16 protein-coding genes are annotated in these 16882 nt (G+C 60.9%); 3 read left to right on the forward strand and 13 right to left on the reverse strand.

The annotated features are described in order from the left end of the window. Positions 1 to 27 precede the first annotated feature (27 nt). Positions 28 to 1992, reverse strand: coding sequence for a DUF2075 domain-containing protein (locus ACK8OE_RS14420; protein ID WP_410273093.1), 1965 nt, complete (start codon positions 1990 to 1992; stop codon positions 28 to 30). A gap of 98 nt (positions 1993 to 2090) precedes the next feature. Between ACK8OE_RS14420 and fliI the strand changes: the two genes are divergently transcribed. The 3 genes from fliI to ACK8OE_RS14435 are packed head-to-tail and all read left to right on the forward strand — an operon-like array spanning position 2091 to position 4947. Next, entirely contained in the window at positions 2091 to 3422 is a 1332-nt protein-coding gene (fliI, locus tag ACK8OE_RS14425; RefSeq protein ID WP_410273094.1) for a flagellar protein export ATPase FliI, read from the forward strand. Positions 3423 to 3434: 12 nt separating this feature from the next. Continuing rightward, a complete protein-coding gene (locus tag ACK8OE_RS14430; protein WP_126422636.1) occupies positions 3435 to 3848 on the forward strand; it encodes a flagellar export protein FliJ in 414 nt (137 codons plus the stop codon). A 19-nt stretch (positions 3849 to 3867) separates the two neighbouring features. Further along, entirely contained in the window at positions 3868 to 4947 is a 1080-nt protein-coding gene (locus tag ACK8OE_RS14435; RefSeq protein ID WP_410273095.1) for an endo-1,4-beta-xylanase, read from the forward strand. 184 nt (positions 4948 to 5131) lie between these two features. On the opposite strand, the gene ACK8OE_RS14440 is transcribed toward ACK8OE_RS14435, so the two are convergent. The 12 genes from ACK8OE_RS14440 to ACK8OE_RS14495 form a co-directional block, all read right to left on the reverse strand. After that, complete coding sequence (locus tag ACK8OE_RS14440) at positions 5132 to 5602, reverse strand: DUF4282 domain-containing protein (protein WP_410273096.1); 471 nt, start codon at positions 5600 to 5602, stop codon at positions 5132 to 5134. 103 nt (positions 5603 to 5705) lie between these two features. Next, positions 5706 to 6203 (reverse strand): DUF4262 domain-containing protein, encoded by a 498-nt coding sequence (locus ACK8OE_RS14445; RefSeq protein WP_126422632.1) that lies wholly within the window; start codon positions 6201 to 6203, stop codon positions 5706 to 5708. Position 6204: 1 nt separating this feature from the next. Continuing rightward, positions 6205 to 8307: a flagellar biosynthesis protein FlhA gene (gene flhA / locus ACK8OE_RS14450; protein ID WP_410273097.1), complete on the reverse strand. Its 2103-nt coding sequence runs from the start codon at positions 8305 to 8307 to the stop codon at positions 6205 to 6207. A gap of 182 nt (positions 8308 to 8489) precedes the next feature. Beyond that, positions 8490 to 8861: a diacylglycerol kinase family protein gene (locus ACK8OE_RS14455; RefSeq protein ID WP_290799238.1), complete on the reverse strand. Its 372-nt coding sequence runs from the start codon at positions 8859 to 8861 to the stop codon at positions 8490 to 8492. After that, positions 8862 to 10232: a sigma-54-dependent transcriptional regulator gene (locus ACK8OE_RS14460; protein ID WP_126422626.1), complete on the reverse strand. Its 1371-nt coding sequence runs from the start codon at positions 10230 to 10232 to the stop codon at positions 8862 to 8864. An 11-nt stretch (positions 10233 to 10243) separates the two neighbouring features. Further along, the gene (gene fliN, locus ACK8OE_RS14465) at positions 10244 to 10576 is read right to left on the reverse strand and encodes a flagellar motor switch protein FliN (protein WP_013478118.1); all 333 of its coding nucleotides are present in this window, start codon (positions 10574 to 10576) and stop codon (positions 10244 to 10246) included. 2 nt (positions 10577 to 10578) lie between these two features. Continuing rightward, complete coding sequence (locus ACK8OE_RS14470; protein WP_290799242.1) at positions 10579 to 11244, reverse strand: flagellar assembly protein FliH; 666 nt, start codon at positions 11242 to 11244, stop codon at positions 10579 to 10581. Positions 11245 to 11289: 45 nt separating this feature from the next. Further along, positions 11290 to 12309, reverse strand: coding sequence for a flagellar motor switch protein FliG (gene fliG, locus ACK8OE_RS14475; RefSeq protein WP_410273098.1), 1020 nt, complete (start codon positions 12307 to 12309; stop codon positions 11290 to 11292). 10 nt (positions 12310 to 12319) lie between these two features. Then, the gene (gene fliF, locus ACK8OE_RS14480) at positions 12320 to 14005 is read right to left on the reverse strand and encodes a flagellar basal-body MS-ring/collar protein FliF (RefSeq protein ID WP_410273099.1); all 1686 of its coding nucleotides are present in this window, start codon (positions 14003 to 14005) and stop codon (positions 12320 to 12322) included. Between the two features lie 278 nt (positions 14006 to 14283). Then, positions 14284 to 14565, reverse strand: coding sequence for a DUF1153 domain-containing protein (locus ACK8OE_RS14485; protein WP_013478113.1), 282 nt, complete (start codon positions 14563 to 14565; stop codon positions 14284 to 14286). A gap of 170 nt (positions 14566 to 14735) precedes the next feature. Next, positions 14736 to 16154 (reverse strand): flagellar hook protein FlgE, encoded by a 1419-nt coding sequence (locus ACK8OE_RS14490; protein WP_410273100.1) that lies wholly within the window; start codon positions 16152 to 16154, stop codon positions 14736 to 14738. A 45-nt stretch (positions 16155 to 16199) separates the two neighbouring features. Further along, entirely contained in the window at positions 16200 to 16877 is a 678-nt protein-coding gene (locus ACK8OE_RS14495) for a flagellar hook assembly protein FlgD (protein ID WP_290799251.1), read from the reverse strand. Between the last annotated feature and the right edge of the window lie 5 nt (positions 16878 to 16882).

Below are 16882 nucleotides of genomic sequence, written 5' to 3' on the forward strand. Positions count from 1 at the left end.
GACGACCCTCCGGAATTTGCGGCGGAGCTAACCCGATACCGCCAGTGGAGGCAAGCCGCAGTCTATCAGAAACTGCCAAGTCGCATCATAGAATCCGGGCGGGCGAGTGGGGTCATCGACATCGCCCTTGGGCACGAAGATAACCATGCCTTGCCGCGCGCGAGTGAGAATAACGCGATAGGCGTTCTTCAGATAAAGCTGCGCGAACGCATTGTTCACGTTGCGCCATTTGGTGCCGGCGAATTTGCGGTGCTGCCAGCCGTCGTCTGAGTAACGATAATCGGCATCCCAGCAAACACCCACCCAATCCAGTTCCAGCCCCTGCACGTCGAACTCGGTTGCCACGTCCTCCAGATACCAGGACGAGCGTACATCCTCGCGATCATTCAAAAACCAGTTTGCCGGCTCGATACTGGCCTTCACGTGCAGGCCCTCGGGTTTAAGACGGTAGGCGCCTGAGGAGGCCACCAGACCATAGCGCTCTGTGCCTCGGGCTTTGCGGCGTAACCAGCGGCGCGCGGCATTCAGATCGCGGGTGATGACGATAGGATAGGCCGTCAGTTGCGCAAAAGCGGTACGGGCGGCCTCGGCTTCACCGTTCAACAGATGCGCAACAAAGCCGGATAAAGTTTCCGCGCGGAAAGAGCGCATCGAGACACCCAAGTGCAGGTCGTCGCTCAGCGTCACCTGCTCCTGCTGGATAAAGTGGCGCGCATCGTGGTTCAGATCATAGTCCGGCAACACAATCTGCGCCGAGGCATAGACTCGCCAGTGCGGGAAACGCGCCCGGATGGCCGCCATCCATTCGGACAAGCCGGCCTCGCCGGTATTGATCTCCTGCCCGCCGCCGATCAGGCACACCACCGTGCACCAGTCGGGATGACGGTCCATCACGCTGAGCAAAAACTCCGGCTCGGACATGTCGAAATCGGCAATGCCGCGTTTGGCCTGCATAAATTTGGATGCCTGAGCGCGGGTCCAGGCCCGTTGCGCCTCATCAAACACCACCACGTGTTCGCTGGGCACGGTCGCACTGCCCGCATAGTCGTCGCGGAAATGGTGGATATTCTGGATAAAGGCGCGCACATCGCGTTCGACATGCTTTTTGGAACGCCCGGTGCGCGCACTCTGATCGCGCGCCAGCGCCTCACGCAACACATCGACCAAAGGCCCGTTCCCTGACAGAAAAGTCGCGTATTCGTCGGCATGAGATTCGCTACGCTGAGTGGCGATATTAAGTCCTGCCAAAGTCTTACCTGCACCCGGCACGCCCGTGACGAAACAGACCGTTTTGCGCTGGTGCGACTTGGCATCCTCAATCACTGCGGCAATAAAATCCTGCGTGCGGCTGAGGTTGATGGCGTCGGCGTCTGAGCGCGCGATATCCCTGACATCGTGTCGGGCATAGAGCGCCCGCGCCGCTTCGATAATGGTCGGGGTCGGGCGATAACCACGGGAGGCCCATTGGGCCACATCCAGTTGACGGTGACGGTGCTGCGCCGCCGCGTGTCGGAGGATGTCACAAAGGTCGATGATGTTGGACAGCAGCGGTTTAGATACCTGATCAAGCGCCAGTTCCAGTTGCGATATTGGCGACATCTTGGCCCGCGTCGCCACCAGAATGGGCACGATCGACAAATGATGACTGCCCGCATGAAAGTTTTTCAGATCAAGCGCATAGTCTTCGACCTGCTCGATGGCGTGGCGGTCAAAGCCTTCGCTGCCGACCTTAAATTCAATGATGAAGATACAGTCGCCAATGACCACCACCGCATCGGCGCGTTTGCCCATGCGCGGGATGGTGAACTCGAAATAGAGGGTGAAGGCGTCAATCGCCGTCAGCGCATTGCGCAGGATGCGTATCTGCTGAAGCCACGCGCCCTTCTGTTCCAGATCGAGCGCAAAGGTATTGACCCGTGCCAGTTCACCGAGAATCTGATCATCGGAATCGCTGAAGAATTTCTCCCGGTCGGCGGTATAATAGGCGCGCATCTGTCCCCCTTAAGAGAGCACCGTGCCAGGTCTTTCGACTATTGAAAAGTGGCAATCCGTTAACCTTTCTTAAGGCCCCGTTCACCATACTTGCGGCCATGCAGGACCTTCTCCATACCGCTCGCAATATCGACCCGATGCAGGTCTATGGCCGTGTGGCCGTGGTCAATGGCTTGCTGATCGAAGCCAAGGGCGGCATGTCGTTCATGGAGGTCGGCTCGCGCTGTGAGATCATGCGCCGCCACGATGCTCCCCTGCCCGTCGAAGTGGTCGGGTTCCGCGAAGACCGCGCCCTGATGATGCCTTTCGGCCCGGTCGAAGGCGTCGCCCCCGGTGCCGAAATCCGCATTTCGAACGAAGGGGCCAAGGTCTATCCTTCGACCGCCTGGCTGGGGCGGATTATTGACGCCTTCGGTGATCCCATCGACGGGCTGGGGCCATTGCCCAAGGGCGGCATCGGTTACCCGCTGAAGGCCGCCCCGCCGCCCGCCCATTCGCGCGCACGCGTGGGGGAGCGCCTCGACCTCGGCGTGCGGGCGATGAACGTCTTTACCACCTGCTGCCGCGGTCAGCGCCTGGGGGTGTTTGCCGGTTCCGGCGTCGGTAAGTCGGTGCTTTTGTCCATGCTGGCGCGCGAAGCGGCCTGTGACGCGGTGGTGGTCGGGCTGATCGGCGAACGCGGCCGCGAAGTGCGCGAATTTGTCGAAGAAACGCTTGGCGAGGCCGGCATTGCGCGCGCCATCGTCGTCGTCGCCACCTCGGACGAACCCGCCCTGAAACGGCGGCAAGCCGCCTATATGACGCTGGCCCTGTCGGAGTTTCTGCGCGATCAGGGGCTTGAGGTCCTGTGCCTGATGGACTCGGTGACGCGCTTTGCCATGGCCCAGCGCGAGATCGGTCTGGCCACGGGTGAACCGCCGACGACCAAGGGCTATACCCCCACCTGCTTTGCCGAATTGCCCAAGCTGCTGGAGCGCGCCGGTCCCGGTCCGATGCTGCCCGACGGTACGCAAACCGGCCCCATTACCGGGCTGTTCACCGTGCTGGTCGATGGCGATGACCACAATGAGCCGATTGCCGACGCCGTGCGCGGTATTCTGGACGGCCACATCGTGATGAGCCGTTCGATTGCCGAACGCGGCCGCTTCCCGGCCATCGACGTGCTGAAAAGCATCAGCCGCACCATGCCAGGCTGTCAGACCCTCCCCGAACGGGAGGTGGTGCGCAATGCCCGCGCCGTCATGTCGGCCTATACCAATATGGAAGAACTGATCCGCATCGGGGCCTATCGCACGGGGGCCGATCCGCTGGTCGATCGGGCGATTCAGCTCAACCCCAGCATCGAACAATTTCTGTCGCAAAGCCCCGATGAGGCCACAAGTCTTGACGACTCCTTTACCCTTTTGGGCCAGATTCTCAGCTCTCAATAAGGGAGTAGCGTGATGGCCTCGTGGGTAAAGTCTCTGATCCGTATTTCGACTTTCGAGGTGGAGACGTTGCAGAAACGTCTGGCCGAGGTCGCCACCCGTCGCACCCACGTCGAAATGAAGATTTCGACCCTCGATGCCGAGCTGGCGCTTGAAATCGCCCGCGCCGCGCAGGAGCCCGCCTTCAATTTCGACCTGACCGCCTATAAAAAGGGCTGGGCTCAGCGCCGCGAACAGTGCGTCTCGGAACTGGAACTGATCGCGCACGAAGAGGCCGGTATTCGCGATTCGCTGAACGGGGCCTTTGAAGAACTGAAGAAGTTTGAGCACGTCGCCGAAACGACCCGCCTGTCGAAGGTGGCCGCTGAACTGAAGCGCGAAAGTGCGGCCATGGACGAAGCCGCCCTGCGTCTGCGCTTCGCCGGTTAACACTATCGCGGGGGGACAGGTGACGACAAAACCCCAAGGTTTCCCTCGCCGCACGGCTCTGGCCGCTTTGGGGGCCGGTATGGGCGCCGCCCTGCTCAGCGCCTGCGGGCGCGGTGAAGCGGCCACCGGTGCCATCGCGCCTTTGAAATCGCACGCGCCTTTTCCGCTCGGCGTCTGCGCCATGACCGCGCAGATGGGCGACCCGCAGTGGGCCGCCATGATCGCCACCCATTTCGACCGCCTCACGCCGGAATGGGAAATGAAGATGGAATATATCCTCCAGCCCGACGGCAGCCTGCGCTTCGACGCGCCCGACCGCATCGTGCAGCAGGCCCGCAACTCTGGTCAGTCCGTTCTGGGGCACACCCTGATCTGGTACGCGCAGGACGGCGACTATTTCCAGAAACTGAAAAGCAACCGCCCGGCATTCGAAGTCGCCTATCGCGCCTATATCCGCGACGTGATGACCCACTACATCGGTTCTGTCGATGGCTGGGACGTGGTCAATGAGCCCATTCTCGACGACGGTTCGGACCTGCGCGACTGTCTGTGGCGCGAGGTTTTGGGCGACGCCTATATCGACATCGCCTATCAGGCCGCGCATGAGGCCGATCCGGCCTGCCCGCTGATCCTCAACGACTACAACCTCGAATACTATCCGGCCAAGCGCAAACGCTTCCTGTCTCTGGTCGAGGGGATGCTGACACGCGGCGTGCCTCTGCATGTGCTGGGTACGCAGACCCATATCGCCGCCGATCTGCCCAGAGGCGCGATCCGTGAGACCCTGCGTGATCTGGCGGCGACGGGGTTGAAAATCCATTTGTCGGAACTCGACATCAGCCTGAAAGAGGCCGCGAAAAACGCGCTCGATTTCAAAGATTACCGCGATGCCCAACGCGCCCTTTACGAAGAGGCCGCCGAAGCCTATGCGGCCCTGCCCTCGGCGCAGCAGTTCGGCCTGACCATCTGGGGCCTGCGCGACAAGGACTCGTGGTATAACCGCAAGGACAGGGGGCTGATCGCCGACGAGCCGCTCCTGTTCGATGATGCGGGGCAGTTGAAGCCCGTCGGTCAGGCCTTCGTCAAAGCGCTGGGATAACTCTCCTCCCTGTTGCGCAGCAATGGGGAGGTGGCATCTGAGCGAAAGCGAAGATGACGGAGGGGATAGCGCAGATGCCTAAAACGCGCTCTATCCTTAAAGATTAGCGCCGACCCAGCCGAAAGAGTCATCCCCCTCCGTCGGCTTCGCCGCCACCTCCCCACGCTTCGCGCAGGGAGGAGAATTAGTCTGCCTTCCTGGCGACGAAGAATGGGTTTTCCAGCACATCGCCTTCGACCGTTTCGGCGGCCGGGGCCTCGACCGGAGCGGTGAATACCGGATTGGCGGCGGGTTCCGCCACCACCGGCTTCGCACCTTCGGTCACCGCGCGCAAGGCCCGCAGATCATCGGCGATGCGGAAGATGGCGACGTAAAATTCACAGAAGGACCGCCACAGCAGCAGCGCCGCCACGAGGAACAGGAGCCCGCCGATCAGGAACGGCACGGCCAGAAAAATCCCCCACGGCATTTCTTCGCGCATGGCAATACCGACGGTGCCGCCTACCACGGCAAACAGCCCCAGCGCCACCAGCGCCAGACCGGCCCAGTAGATGATATGGATGACCGGCTTGGTCAGCAGGCGGTCAAAGGTCATCAGATCGACGACAATGTCTTTCGGCTTCGTGCTGCCGAAGGCTTTTTTGATCACGCCCATATTGGTTCCTTTGAAACGCTGGTGCGTTTTTTGGTTCTAAAACCGGAAAACGGCCTCTTCTGTCAAGTGATAGCGGAGAATCGCTAACGGCATAAGAGCCAAACTATTCCGCTTTCAAGCCACCCCAATTGCCAGAACTCAGGTCAGGCTGAGACTCCGCGAACTCAGGGGCGAAGCCGTCCTGCCACGGGAAAAACCCGCTATGATCAGGCCATACCATTTGCCAAAGTGCAAAATTCTCATGTCCGTAAAACCAACGGGCAGATAGGGGGTATTCAGAATAAAAGCGCTTATCAACCGGAAGGAAAACAACATCGAGATTTCGCAAAATTTCGGGAACCCTGATGCCGGGTTCAAAGGTTTTTCCGTTCTTCATAAGGCTGTAGATATCGCCAAGAAAATCATGCCCATGCTTGATAGAGAACATGATGATTTCAGGCTGCGAAACAGTGGCTTCAAACCCAATAGAATAGGTGAAATCCGGACCTTCCTGGTCCGCTAACACACTTGTCGCGAACCAGCCATATTCCCGCACGCAACGAACGATCTTACGCTCGTAATCGCTGAAATCCTTATCGTCCCTATCGAGTGCATTCGTCATACTACACCTGTCCCACCGTCCGCAGGCGGACCTTCGGATGGATTTCGTTCTGGCTCATGACGGTGGTATTGCCGCGGAAGCGCTCGACGATCGAGCGCACATAGGGTCGGATGCCGGGGCTGGTCAGCAGCACGGCGACCTCACCCGACATCGACACCTGCTCGAACGTATCGCGCACTCCGCGGATAAATTCCTGAAGCTGCGACGGGGCCATCGACAACTGCCGCTCCTCGCCCACCCCGATCAGCGACCCGGCAAAGGCGTTTTCCCAGTCGTTCGACAGGGTGACGATAGGCAGGGCTCCATCTTCGGCGCGGTTTTGCCAGCACAGTTGCCGCCCCAGACGCGAACGCACGTGCTCGACCATCTGGGTTACCGACTTGGTATGCGGCGCCACTTCGCCCAGCGCTTCGAGGATGGCGGGCAGGTCGCGGATCGAAACGCGCTCTTTCAACAGCGCCTGCAACACCCGTTGCAGCGTCGCCACCGTCACCACTGACGGGATCAGGTCGTCGATCAGCTTTTTCTGCCCTTCCGGCGCGTCTTTCAGCAGCTTCGCCACCTCGGAATAGGACAGAAGCTCCGACATATTGTCCTTGAGGATTTCGGTCAGGTGCGTGGTCAGGACGGTGGCCGGATCGACGATCGTATAGCCCATAAAGGTCGCCTCTTCGCGCAGGGCATTGTCGATCCAGGTGGCGGGAATCCCGAAGGCCGGCTCCTTCATATGCTCGCCCGGCAGTTCGACCTGACGCCCCGACGGGTCCATCACCATCAATTGCCCCAGACGCACCTCACCGGCCCCGGCCTCCATCTCCTTCAGGCGGATGGCATAGCCCTGTGTCGGCAGGCGCATATTGTCCATCAGGCGCACGAACGGCATGACGAAGCCGTATTCCTGCGCCAGAGTGCGGCGCAGCGCCTTGATCTGATCGGTCAGCTTGCGCCCGTCATTGTCATTGATCAGGCCCAGAAGCCCCAGCCCCAGCTCGACCTTCACATCGTCGATCGCGAGCGTTTCAGCCATGGTTTCTTCGGTCGGGGCGGCAGGGGCGGCCTCAAGTGCGGCAGCCGCCGCGGCGGGGTCTTCCTTGGGCTTGCGCCCCAGCTTCCACGCCAGAAAGCCAGCGCCGATGGCAATGGCGGCAAACGGAATGATCGGCATACCGGGGACAAGGCCCAGCACGCCCGCCGTGGCCGACACCATGCCGAGCACGACCGGGTTCATGGCCAGCTGCGCCACCAGCGCCTTATCGGCCGAGCCATCGACGCCCGACTTCGACACCAGAAAGCCCGCGCCCATCGAGATGATCAGGGCCGGGATCTGCGTCACCAGACCGTCGCCGACGGTCAACTGAATATAGGTCGAAGCCGCCTCACCCGCCGGCATACCGTGCGACAGAATGCCGATCAGGATACCACCGACAATATTGATGGCGGTGATGATCAGACCGGCAATCGCGTCGCCGCGCACGAACTTCGAGGCACCGTCCATGGCGCCGAAGAAGTTCGACTCCATCTCGACTTCCTTGCGCTTGCGCTTGGCCTCTTCCATGTCGATGATGCCCGCCGACAGGTCGGCATCAATGGCCATCTGCTTGCCCGGCATCGAGTCGAGGGTGAAGCGCGCCGACACTTCGGCGATGCGGCCCGACCCCTTGGTGATGACCACGAAGTTGATCAGGATGAAGATCGCAAAGACGATCAGCCCGATGATGAAGTTGCCCTGCATGATCAACTGGCCAAAGGCCTGAATGGTCGCACCGGCGGCGGCGTGACCTTCGTGGCCGTGGCTGAGGATCAGGCGCGTCGAAGCGACGTTCAGCGCCAGTCGGAACAGGGTGGTGATCAGCAGCACCGTCGGGAAGGCCGAAAATTCCAGCGGCTTCTTGATCAGGATGGCCGTCATCAGGATCAGCACCGAGGTGGCAATCGAGATAGACAGCAAAAGGTCGAGCAGGATGGCCGGGATGGGGATGATCAGGAAGACGATGATCATCATGATGCCGACGGCCATCACGACTTCACCGCGCTTCAGCCAGCCCGCGACCTCAGACAGCTTGAAGGGCTGAACCCCTGTATTGGCTGTTGCCGCGTCCGCCACTCACTGTCCCCGAAACAAAAGCCTGTACCTTCGCGCAGAAGATAAACTCCTGGCATTAGGCAAAAATTACCTATGCCGTGGTGAAGAAAGAGTTAAGGCCGATTAGTGAGTAGGCTTTTAAAGAGCCTCCGGCGGGCAGGGGCACGGCCCCTGCACCCGGATCAGGCAGGAGTGGCCACTTCTTACCCTATCGACCTGAGATAGGGCCACAAGGTGAAACCGCCGATCAGAACCGCGGCAAAGGCACACAGAAGAACCGCCCCTGCGGCTATATCCTTCGCGCGTTTTACGCTCTCGGAATAGCCGGGCGACACCACATCGCAGACATATTCGACCGCGGTATTAAAGGTCTCCGCCACCCAGACCATAGCCATGGCTACAATCAGCCAGCGCCAGTCGGCTGGTGTTACCCTTAGCCACAATCCAACACCCACGACCCCTAAGGAGGCTACGGCATGAAGCCAGGCATTATGCTGGGTACGCAGCATGAAACCTATACCGGCAAAGGCGTACACAAAGCTTTTGATACGTCCGGACAGGCTGAAGACCGACATTTACGCCGCCGAAGCGCCCGATTGCGGGGCCGGGATGCTTAAGCCCTGAGCCGCGTATTCGTTCAGCTTGTTGCGCAGGGTGCGGATCGAGATGCCGAGGATATTGGCCGCGTGGGTACGGTTGCCGAGGCAGTGGCTCAGCGTATCGAGGATCAGCTTCTGCTCGACCTCGGCCACGGTAGAGCCAACGAAAGAGCGCGCGGCGCTTTCGGCGGCCTGAGCGGCGCGGTTGATGTAGTCCATGCCGATCGGGGCCACCGGATTGAGCGGCTGACCGTCCGGCAAACGGATGGCCTCCGCGTCGATTTCCGCCCCCGCCGACAGCAGCACCGCGCGGTGCATGGCGTTTTCCAGCTCACGCACATTGCCGGGCCAGCCGTGCGCCTGAAGGCGGCGCTTGGCCTCCAGACCGATGGGCTTCAGCGGGATGCCATTGGCTTCGGAATATTTCTTCACGAAGAATTCCGACAGCACCACGATATCGGCCGGGCGTTCGCGCAGCGGCGGGATGGCCAGATTGATGACATTGAGGCGATAGAGCAGGTCTTCGCGGAAGGTGCCCTCCTTGACCGCCTGCGCCAGATTGCGGTTCGAGGTCGCCAGCACGCGGATATTGACCGGCACGGGCTTGGCCCCGCCGACGCGGTCAATGACGCGCTCTTGCAGGGCGCGCAGCAGCTTGGCCTGAAGGCGGGCGTCCATTTCCGAGATTTCGTCGAGCAGCAGGGTGCCGCCATCGGCCTCTTCAAACTTGCCGATGCGGCGCGCCATGGCGCCGGTGAAGGCCCCCTTTTCGTGGCCGAACAGCTCGGATTCCAGCAGATTATCCGGAATGGCGGCGCAGTTGACCGAGATGAACGGCTTTTGCGCGCGCTTCGATTTTTCATGGACGTAGCGCGCCATGACCTCCTTACCGACGCCGCTTTCGCCGGTAATCATGATCGAGGCGTCCGACGCCGACACCTGATCGGCCAGCTTGATCACCGCCTGCATGGCCGGATCATGCGAAATCATCGGGCGCGAGTCGTCGGCGACGGCGGCCAGCACGGCGGCGATCAGCTCGGCATCGGGCGGCAGGGGGATGAATTCCTTGGCCCCGGCGGTAATCGCCTGCGCCGCCTTGCGCGGGTCGGGATTGACGCCGCAGGCGACGACCTGAACGTGGATGCGTTCGCGCTCATTGGCTTCGATCAGCGCGCCGATATCCAGCTCGTAATCGACCATCAGCAGGTCCGCCCCCTGCCCCTTGCGCAAAGCGTCGGTGGCCTGGGTCACGGTTTCGACGTGCGCCACCTTGGCCCCGGCATCCATAGCCATCTTCACGGCGGCGGAGAGTTGCCCGCTCAGGCGTCCAACAACCAGCAGTCTCATATCCCTACTCCTTACCCGGCCGAATCTTCAGACTTGATGATTTCCGTCATGGTCACGCCCAGACGTTCATCCACCACCACCACTTCGCCACGCGCGACCAGGCGGTTGTTCACGTAAATATCAATGGCTTCACCGACCTTGCGGTCCAGCTCCAGCACGCTGCCCTGCCCCAGCTTGAGAAGCTGCGACACCGACATATAGGCCTTGCCCAGAACGGCGGAGATGTTGACCGGCACATCGAAGACCGGCGCAAGATCGGCCGCCGCCTTGGTGCCTTCGTCGTCGCCGCCGGGCACCATGGCCTGACCTTCGCCGAACTCTTCCAGTTGGAAATTCTCAGACATGGCTATGATGCCTCTCGGGTTGCCGGCGTGTGGGCCGGGTGTTGACTGTGGGCCATTTCGGCCAGCAAGACTTCCTTGAGCGCGGCGCGCAGCGCTTCGGTGATGCGGTCCGGATCATAGGCAGCGCGCCCTTCGGGCCACTGAATCTCAAACGCCCCGACGTGGCGACCACCGGCCTCACGGAACTGGATCGCCCCCTGAAACCCGGTCAGGGCGGCGGCTTCGCGCGCGGCCTTTTGCAGATTGGCGTCCGGCGATGAGGCCGTGATGATCAGGCGCGGCGCGCCGGAAATCTCTTCGCCCAGCGCCTCCAGAGCCGCCTTGACCGGCGCTTCGGGGAACAGCTCCAGCGCCTGAGCGGCGATCTTTTGCGCACAAACGAGCGCCAGCTCGACGCATTCGGCCTTGTGGCTCATCAGCACGGCATTGAGCGCCTCCAGCCCGTGGCCGGCCGCCTCAGCCAGAGCCTGCACGGCCTGCGCCTGCGCCGCCTGAGCGCGCGCCATGGCCGACAGCTCGCCCTGGGTATAGGCCTGCTGACGGATGGCCTCGACCTCGTCGGGGGTGAAGAATTTCTTCTCCTTCGGGGTGCTGGCCAGCACATGCCCGCCGTCGCCATAGACGGTGCCGAAGTCGAACTTTTTGTATCGGGGCGGGGTGTGGGTCATGCGAAGACTCCTTGCCCTTTGCACAGCGACGCGGAGAAAAGAGACTTAATAAATAAGCTCATCATCGCCTCCCTGACCGGCCAGCATGATTTCGCCCTTGGCCGCGAGGTCCTTGGCGACCTGCACCATGGCCATCTGCGCGGAATCGACGTCTTTCAGGCGCACCGGTCCCATCGAGTTCATGTCGTCGCGCATGATCTTGGCGGCGCGTTCGGACATGTTGGAGAAGAAGAGGTTGCGCAAACTGTCCGACGCCCCCTTGAGCGCCAGCCCCAGCTGATCCTTTTCCACCGCCCGCAGCAGAGTCTGCACGCCGCCCGGATCGAGCTTCGACAGGTCTTCGAACACGAACATCAAAGCACGGATACGCTCGGCCGACTCGCGGTTACGTTCTTCCAGCGCGGCGACGAAGCGGCTTTCGGTCTGACGGTCGAAATTGTTGAAGATTTCCGCCATCAGTTCGTGCGAGTCGCGCTTGGAGGTACGCGCCAGGTTCGACATGAACTCGACGCGCAGAGTCTGTTCGATCTTGTCGAGGATTTCGCGCTGCACCGGCTCCATGCGCAGCATCCGCTGCACGCATTCCAGCGCAAAGTCTTCGGGCAGGGCCGACAGGACGCGCGCCGCGTGGTCGGACTTGATCTTCGACAGCACGACGGCGACCGTCTGCGGGTATTCGTTCTTCAGATAGTTGGCCAGCACCGCTTCGTTGACGTTGCCCAGCTTGTCCCACATGGTGCGACCGGCCGGACCCCGGATTTCTTCCATCAGCGCATCGACCTTATCGGGCGGCAGGAAGGATTGCAGCAGGCGCTGTGTCTGTTCATAAGACCCCATGATGGTGCCGGAATTAGACAAGCCCGACACGAATTCGACCAGCAGCTCTTCGACCACGTTCGAAGAGACTGTACCCAGCGAGGACATGGCCTGAGAGATTTCCTTAATCTCTTCCTCGTCGAGCTGACGCCACAGCTCTGTATGCTCTTCACCGAGCGCCAGCATGACCACGGCGGCCTTTTCGACGCCGTTCAGTCGTTTGGGATCGTCTATGATGTTCTTCGCCATAGGTTACGCCTTAACTGTCGTGCAGCCACGACCGCAGAATCGAGATCGACTCTTCCGGGTGGCGTTCCACGAATTCCGATACGCGCTTGACCGAAGACGCCTTTACCTGCCCCTCGATCTTGGCAATATCTATGCGGCTATCGACCGGCGAAAGCGCCAGCCCGGTACCCGGTGCCCCCTGGTAGTCCAGCGCGGCTGCGGGCACAGGGACCGGCACCCCATCGGCCCCCATCACCATCTGCACCGGGCCACCGGCACCGGCCAGAGCGGGCACACCTCCCGGCCCGGCCACCGCGCCATTATTGACGAATTTCAGCAACGGACGGGCGACGAAGAACAGAACAAGCAGCGCCACCACCAATAAGATCAACCACTGAATGGCCGTCACGATGTCGTCCTTGGTGAAATCAAACATGCCCGCCGAAGCCGCCGTGCCGCCTAGACCCGCCGCATCACGCGCAAAGCGGATATTGGTGACCTTAAGCTCATCCTTGCGGCCATTGGGGTTGGTCGCCGTCTGATCCGTATAGCCGATGGCGGCACGGACCAGTTCCTCGATCTGCTGCATGTCCTGCGCCGAGCGCGGGGCATAGGTCGGGGGCGACTTGCCATCGGCGGCCGGCGTCCAGGTGCCATCGACCACCACCGCCACGGCCAGCTTCTTAATGGCGCCCGGCGCGATGACTTCGGTCGTCTTGGTGTTGGAGATTTCGTAGTTGGTCAGTTCGCCGGTCGTCTCGCTCTGATTACCCGTCGCGCCCTGTCCGGGTGCCGCCGCGCCGCCGGGGATATTGGCCTGCGCCGTCACCGTGCCATTATTGGCGTTGTCGGTAGACGAATCGGTCGAAGTGTCCGTGCGGGTTGAGCGCACCACCTGACCGTCAGGGTCATACTGCGTCTGTTCGCGCGTCAGCGAGTTGAGGTCGAGGTCGGCCGTCACCGTCACGCGCGCCGCACCGGGGCCGACCACGCCTTCGACAATGTCCTTCACCCGCTTGCGCAGGGTTTCCTCGATCTCGGTCTTGCGCTCGGCCCCACCGGCCCCCAGCAGGTTGTCATCTTCGCCCCCGGCAGCCAAAAGGCGATTCTTGTCATCGACCAGCGTCACCGCATTGGCCTTGAGGTTCGGCACGGCCCCGGCGACCAGATTGCGGATGGCACGCACCTGATCACCGCTCAGTTCGGTATTGCTCAGCCCCACCACGACCGAGGCCGTGGGGGCTGCCGCCTCTTCCTGAAACAGCTCGCGCTTGGGCATGACGAGGTGCACGCGCGCCGAATTGATGCCCTTCAACGAGGCGATGGTGCGCGCCAACTCGCCTTCGAGGGCGCGCTGGTTGTTGAGGTTCTGCACAAATTCGGTCTGGCCCAGCGCCGGGGCCTTGTCGAACAGCTCATAGCCGACGGAACCGGCGGTCGGCAGCCCCTTGGACGCCAGCATCAGGCGGGTTTCCCCCACCGTGTCGCGGTCCACCATCAGGGTCGAACCGTCGCCCTTGGCCTGATACTTGATCCCCGCCTGATCGAGCGCAGCGGTGATTTCAGAGGCTTCTTTGAGATCCAGATTAGAATAGAGCAGCGCCTGCGGCTTGCCCGTCATGTTCAGCGCAATCGCCGCCAGCACGGCAGCCACACCGATAGACACGCCGATAATGACGGCCAGACGGCTAAGCCCAAACTGTTTGAGGAAATCCACGACCCCGATACCCTGCCATCAGACACAACTACGGACCCGTTTGCGGGTCACTAGGCAGTAATTTCCCAGTGAAGCGTAAACGAGCCGTTAAGGGATCGGGTAAACGGGTAAATTCTTAATTTGCGCTTCGCCACAGGCGAAGCTCTTAGCCAAGATGCCAAATCCAGGCGAAGGGCCGCATTAAAAAGACTCAGAGCGTTTTCCGTATATCGGAAAACGCTCAGGGCCTGGATTTGACGATTCCATACATTGCGTTTCGGTTACGAAACGCAATGAGATTAACGGTACTGCTGGATGCGCGTGGTGCGCAAGCCCGCCATACCGTGGCTGTCGATCGCCTTCTGCCAGCCGAGGAATTCCTCGGAGGTAATGCCATAGCGTTCGCAGGCCTCTTCGAAGGTCAGCAAGCCCCCGCGCACAGCGGCCACGACTTCGGCCTTGCGCCGAATGACCCAACGCTCCGTTCCCGGCGGCGGCAGGTCGTTCAGGGTTAATTTGGCACCGGTTGGTCCAATCACGTATTTTTCGCCTTTGCTATCGCGGCGTTGTTCTTGCAGCATGATTCTTCACGCCTTTCTTACCATCACCATGGATGGCAAGATAACGCATGGAATCTAATATCCGCTTAATTGCCTTAGTAAATATATTACTAATAACGGCAGATCAGGATATTAACACTCCATTCACCATGCTTTACCGCTCGTTATTACAAATTAATCAAACTCAATACTTAGCGCTTGATATTCAGCAACTCTTGCATCATCTCATCGGCCGTGGTGATCGTTCTGGAATTTGCCGAATAAGCGCGTTGCGTGACGATCAGGTTGGTAAATTCTTCGGACAGATCGACGTCTGAGGCCTCAAGCGTCCCCACCCCCAGCAGACCCGCCCCGGAAACGCCCGGCACCTTCAGCGTCAGGGGACCGGAGTCATTGGAGACGGTGTAGGCGTTGCCCGAAACCGGCGTCAGGCCGTCGGCATTGACGAAGGTCGCCAGAGCCAGTTGCGCGATGTCGCGCGTCGATCCGTTCTTGAAGATCGCCGTGACCAGCCCCTCCTTCGAGATCTGCACCTTGTCGAGACCAGAAAACGGCGTGCCATTGGCATCAACGCGATTGGTGCTGGCGGAGTTGAGCTGCGTCAGCCCGCCTTGCTCGCCATTGAACTCGACCTTCACCGTCTGAGCGGCGACGCCGATGGCGCTGTTCCAGTTGAAGCTGAGGTTCAGCGCGGTGGAACCCGTGGAGGCACCCGTCGAGTCCTGAATATCGCTCAGCTTGCCCGACGAATTATAGACCAGACGCCCGCGTGAGACGATCCCGTTGGTGGACGCGGCGGTCGCCGGTGTTACGGTCGAGTCCTTTACATCCGGCGACCAGACTTCATAGGCCCAGGTATTGGCGGCGATGGGCGGTGTGGCGGTGGGATCGGCAGCCAGCTTGACCATCGAAACGGTCAGCTTGCGCTCGCCGCCCTGACTGTCCGAGACCGGAATGGTGATTTCATAGTCTGGGCGGGTGGAGGTGGTCGTATTCGGGGCAGAGGCGTCGTAGGCCGCCATCGGCAGGGTGGTCGGGCTGGCCGCGTATTCATCGGCACGATCCGAAACCGCCTGATTGGCGTTCAGATTGCCGACAATTTCCGCAAACGTGGTCGGTTCGATCTGCGCCGCGATGTTTTCGACGTTGATGGTGCGCAACTGGCTGAGGTCCGCCGCCGACAGGGTGGGGCTGCCGCCCGCCGCGATGGGCCATCCCTGAAGATAGAGGTTCGAGGCGTTGCGCAGATAGCCGTCTTCATCGGCAAAGAAGGAGCCGTCGCGGGTAAAGACGCGGGCGTCTTCGGCGCTCGGAACGGACGACTGTGTGGTGATGAAGAAGCCCTGACCGTCGATCCCGAGATCGAGCTGGCTCGACGCCTTTTGCAGGGTGCCGAGCGTCGAGATCATGTGACGGGTCGTTGAGGACACCCCGCCGGCATTATAGCCCGTAGGCGTGGAGGACGCCGTGACGATCGACTGAAAATCCGTGCGCACGCGCTTATAGGCGGTGGTGTTGGAATTGGCGATATTGTTGGAAATCGCCGACAGGGCATTGGAATTGGAGGCCAGACCGGCAACGCCGGCCTGCATGGAGGCGCTCAGGCTCATAGTTCAGTCTCCAGACAAAAACGCAGGGAAAGGGAGAGGACGGGATCAGGCATCGGCGGTTTCACGCACGCCGGTGACGTAGGACATGGGGATCAGCGAGTAGCCCATACGCAGGACGATCTCGCCATTGATCAGTTCGGTGGCATCGACACGCTGCTGAACGGAAACGGCATTGGAAATGGTCGTGCCATTGGCCCCGGTAGCGGTGACCTTGAGCGTGTAATTGCCCTCCTTCACCGTGGCGCCGGTCGAATCCTTGCCGTCCCAGGTGAAGCTGTTGTCACCCTTATTCAGTTGGTCAGAGGTGCCTTTCCAGACGGTCTTGCCGTCGGCATCGAGCACCTCGACATCCACCTGTGACGCCGAATTGGCCAGTTCGTAATGCCAGGTGAGCGGCTTGTCCTTGAAGGTCTGGGTGTCGATATCGGCCACGGCGGTCTTGCCGATCATATTGACCGAATTGGCCACATTGCCCGCCCCAAGGCCCACCAGCGACTTCAGATACTCGTTGGCCTTCAGTTGCTGTTCGACGCTGGTGTACTGGACAAGCTGGTTCGTCCATTGCGTCGAATCCATCGGCGACAGCGGGTCCTGATTCTTGATCTGCGCCGTCAGCAGGCCCAGAAAGGTCTCATAGGTGGTGGCCAGCCCACCGGTCGTTGAGGCGGTGGAGGATGTCCCGCTGGTATTCGTGCCGGACGTATTGGATACAGACGTGACCATGACAG

Source organism: Asticcacaulis sp. W401b (assembly GCF_046503825.1).
Lineage (GTDB): Bacteria > Pseudomonadota > Alphaproteobacteria > Caulobacterales > Caulobacteraceae > Asticcacaulis.

Coding starts and splice junctions, on each gene's coding strand:
- ACK8OE_RS14420 (WP_410273093.1), bottom strand. CDS start 1,992: ATGCGCGCCTATTATACCGCCGACCGGGAGAAATTCTTCAGCGATTCC.
- fliI (WP_410273094.1), top strand. CDS start 2,091: ATGCAGGACCTTCTCCATACCGCTCGCAATATCGACCCGATGCAGGTC.
- ACK8OE_RS14430 (WP_126422636.1), top strand. CDS start 3,435: ATGGCCTCGTGGGTAAAGTCTCTGATCCGTATTTCGACTTTCGAGGTG.
- ACK8OE_RS14440 (WP_410273096.1), bottom strand. CDS start 5,602: ATGGGCGTGATCAAAAAAGCCTTCGGCAGCACGAAGCCGAAAGACATT.
- ACK8OE_RS14445 (WP_126422632.1), bottom strand. CDS start 6,203: ATGACGAATGCACTCGATAGGGACGATAAGGATTTCAGCGATTACGAG.
- ACK8OE_RS14455 (WP_290799238.1), bottom strand. CDS start 8,861: ATGTCGGTCTTCAGCCTGTCCGGACGTATCAAAAGCTTTGTGTACGCC.
- ACK8OE_RS14460 (WP_126422626.1), bottom strand. CDS start 10,232: ATGAGACTGCTGGTTGTTGGACGCCTGAGCGGGCAACTCTCCGCCGCC.
- fliN (WP_013478118.1), bottom strand. CDS start 10,576: ATGTCTGAGAATTTCCAACTGGAAGAGTTCGGCGAAGGTCAGGCCATG.
- ACK8OE_RS14470 (WP_290799242.1), bottom strand. CDS start 11,244: ATGACCCACACCCCGCCCCGATACAAAAAGTTCGACTTCGGCACCGTC.
- fliG (WP_410273098.1), bottom strand. CDS start 12,309: ATGGCGAAGAACATCATAGACGATCCCAAACGACTGAACGGCGTCGAA.
- ACK8OE_RS14485 (WP_013478113.1), bottom strand. CDS start 14,565: ATGCTGCAAGAACAACGCCGCGATAGCAAAGGCGAAAAATACGTGATT.
- ACK8OE_RS14490 (WP_410273100.1), bottom strand. CDS start 16,154: ATGAGCCTGAGCGCCTCCATGCAGGCCGGCGTTGCCGGTCTGGCCTCC.
- ACK8OE_RS14495 (WP_290799251.1), bottom strand. CDS start 16,877: ATGGTCACGTCTGTATCCAATACGTCCGGCACGAATACCAGCGGGACA.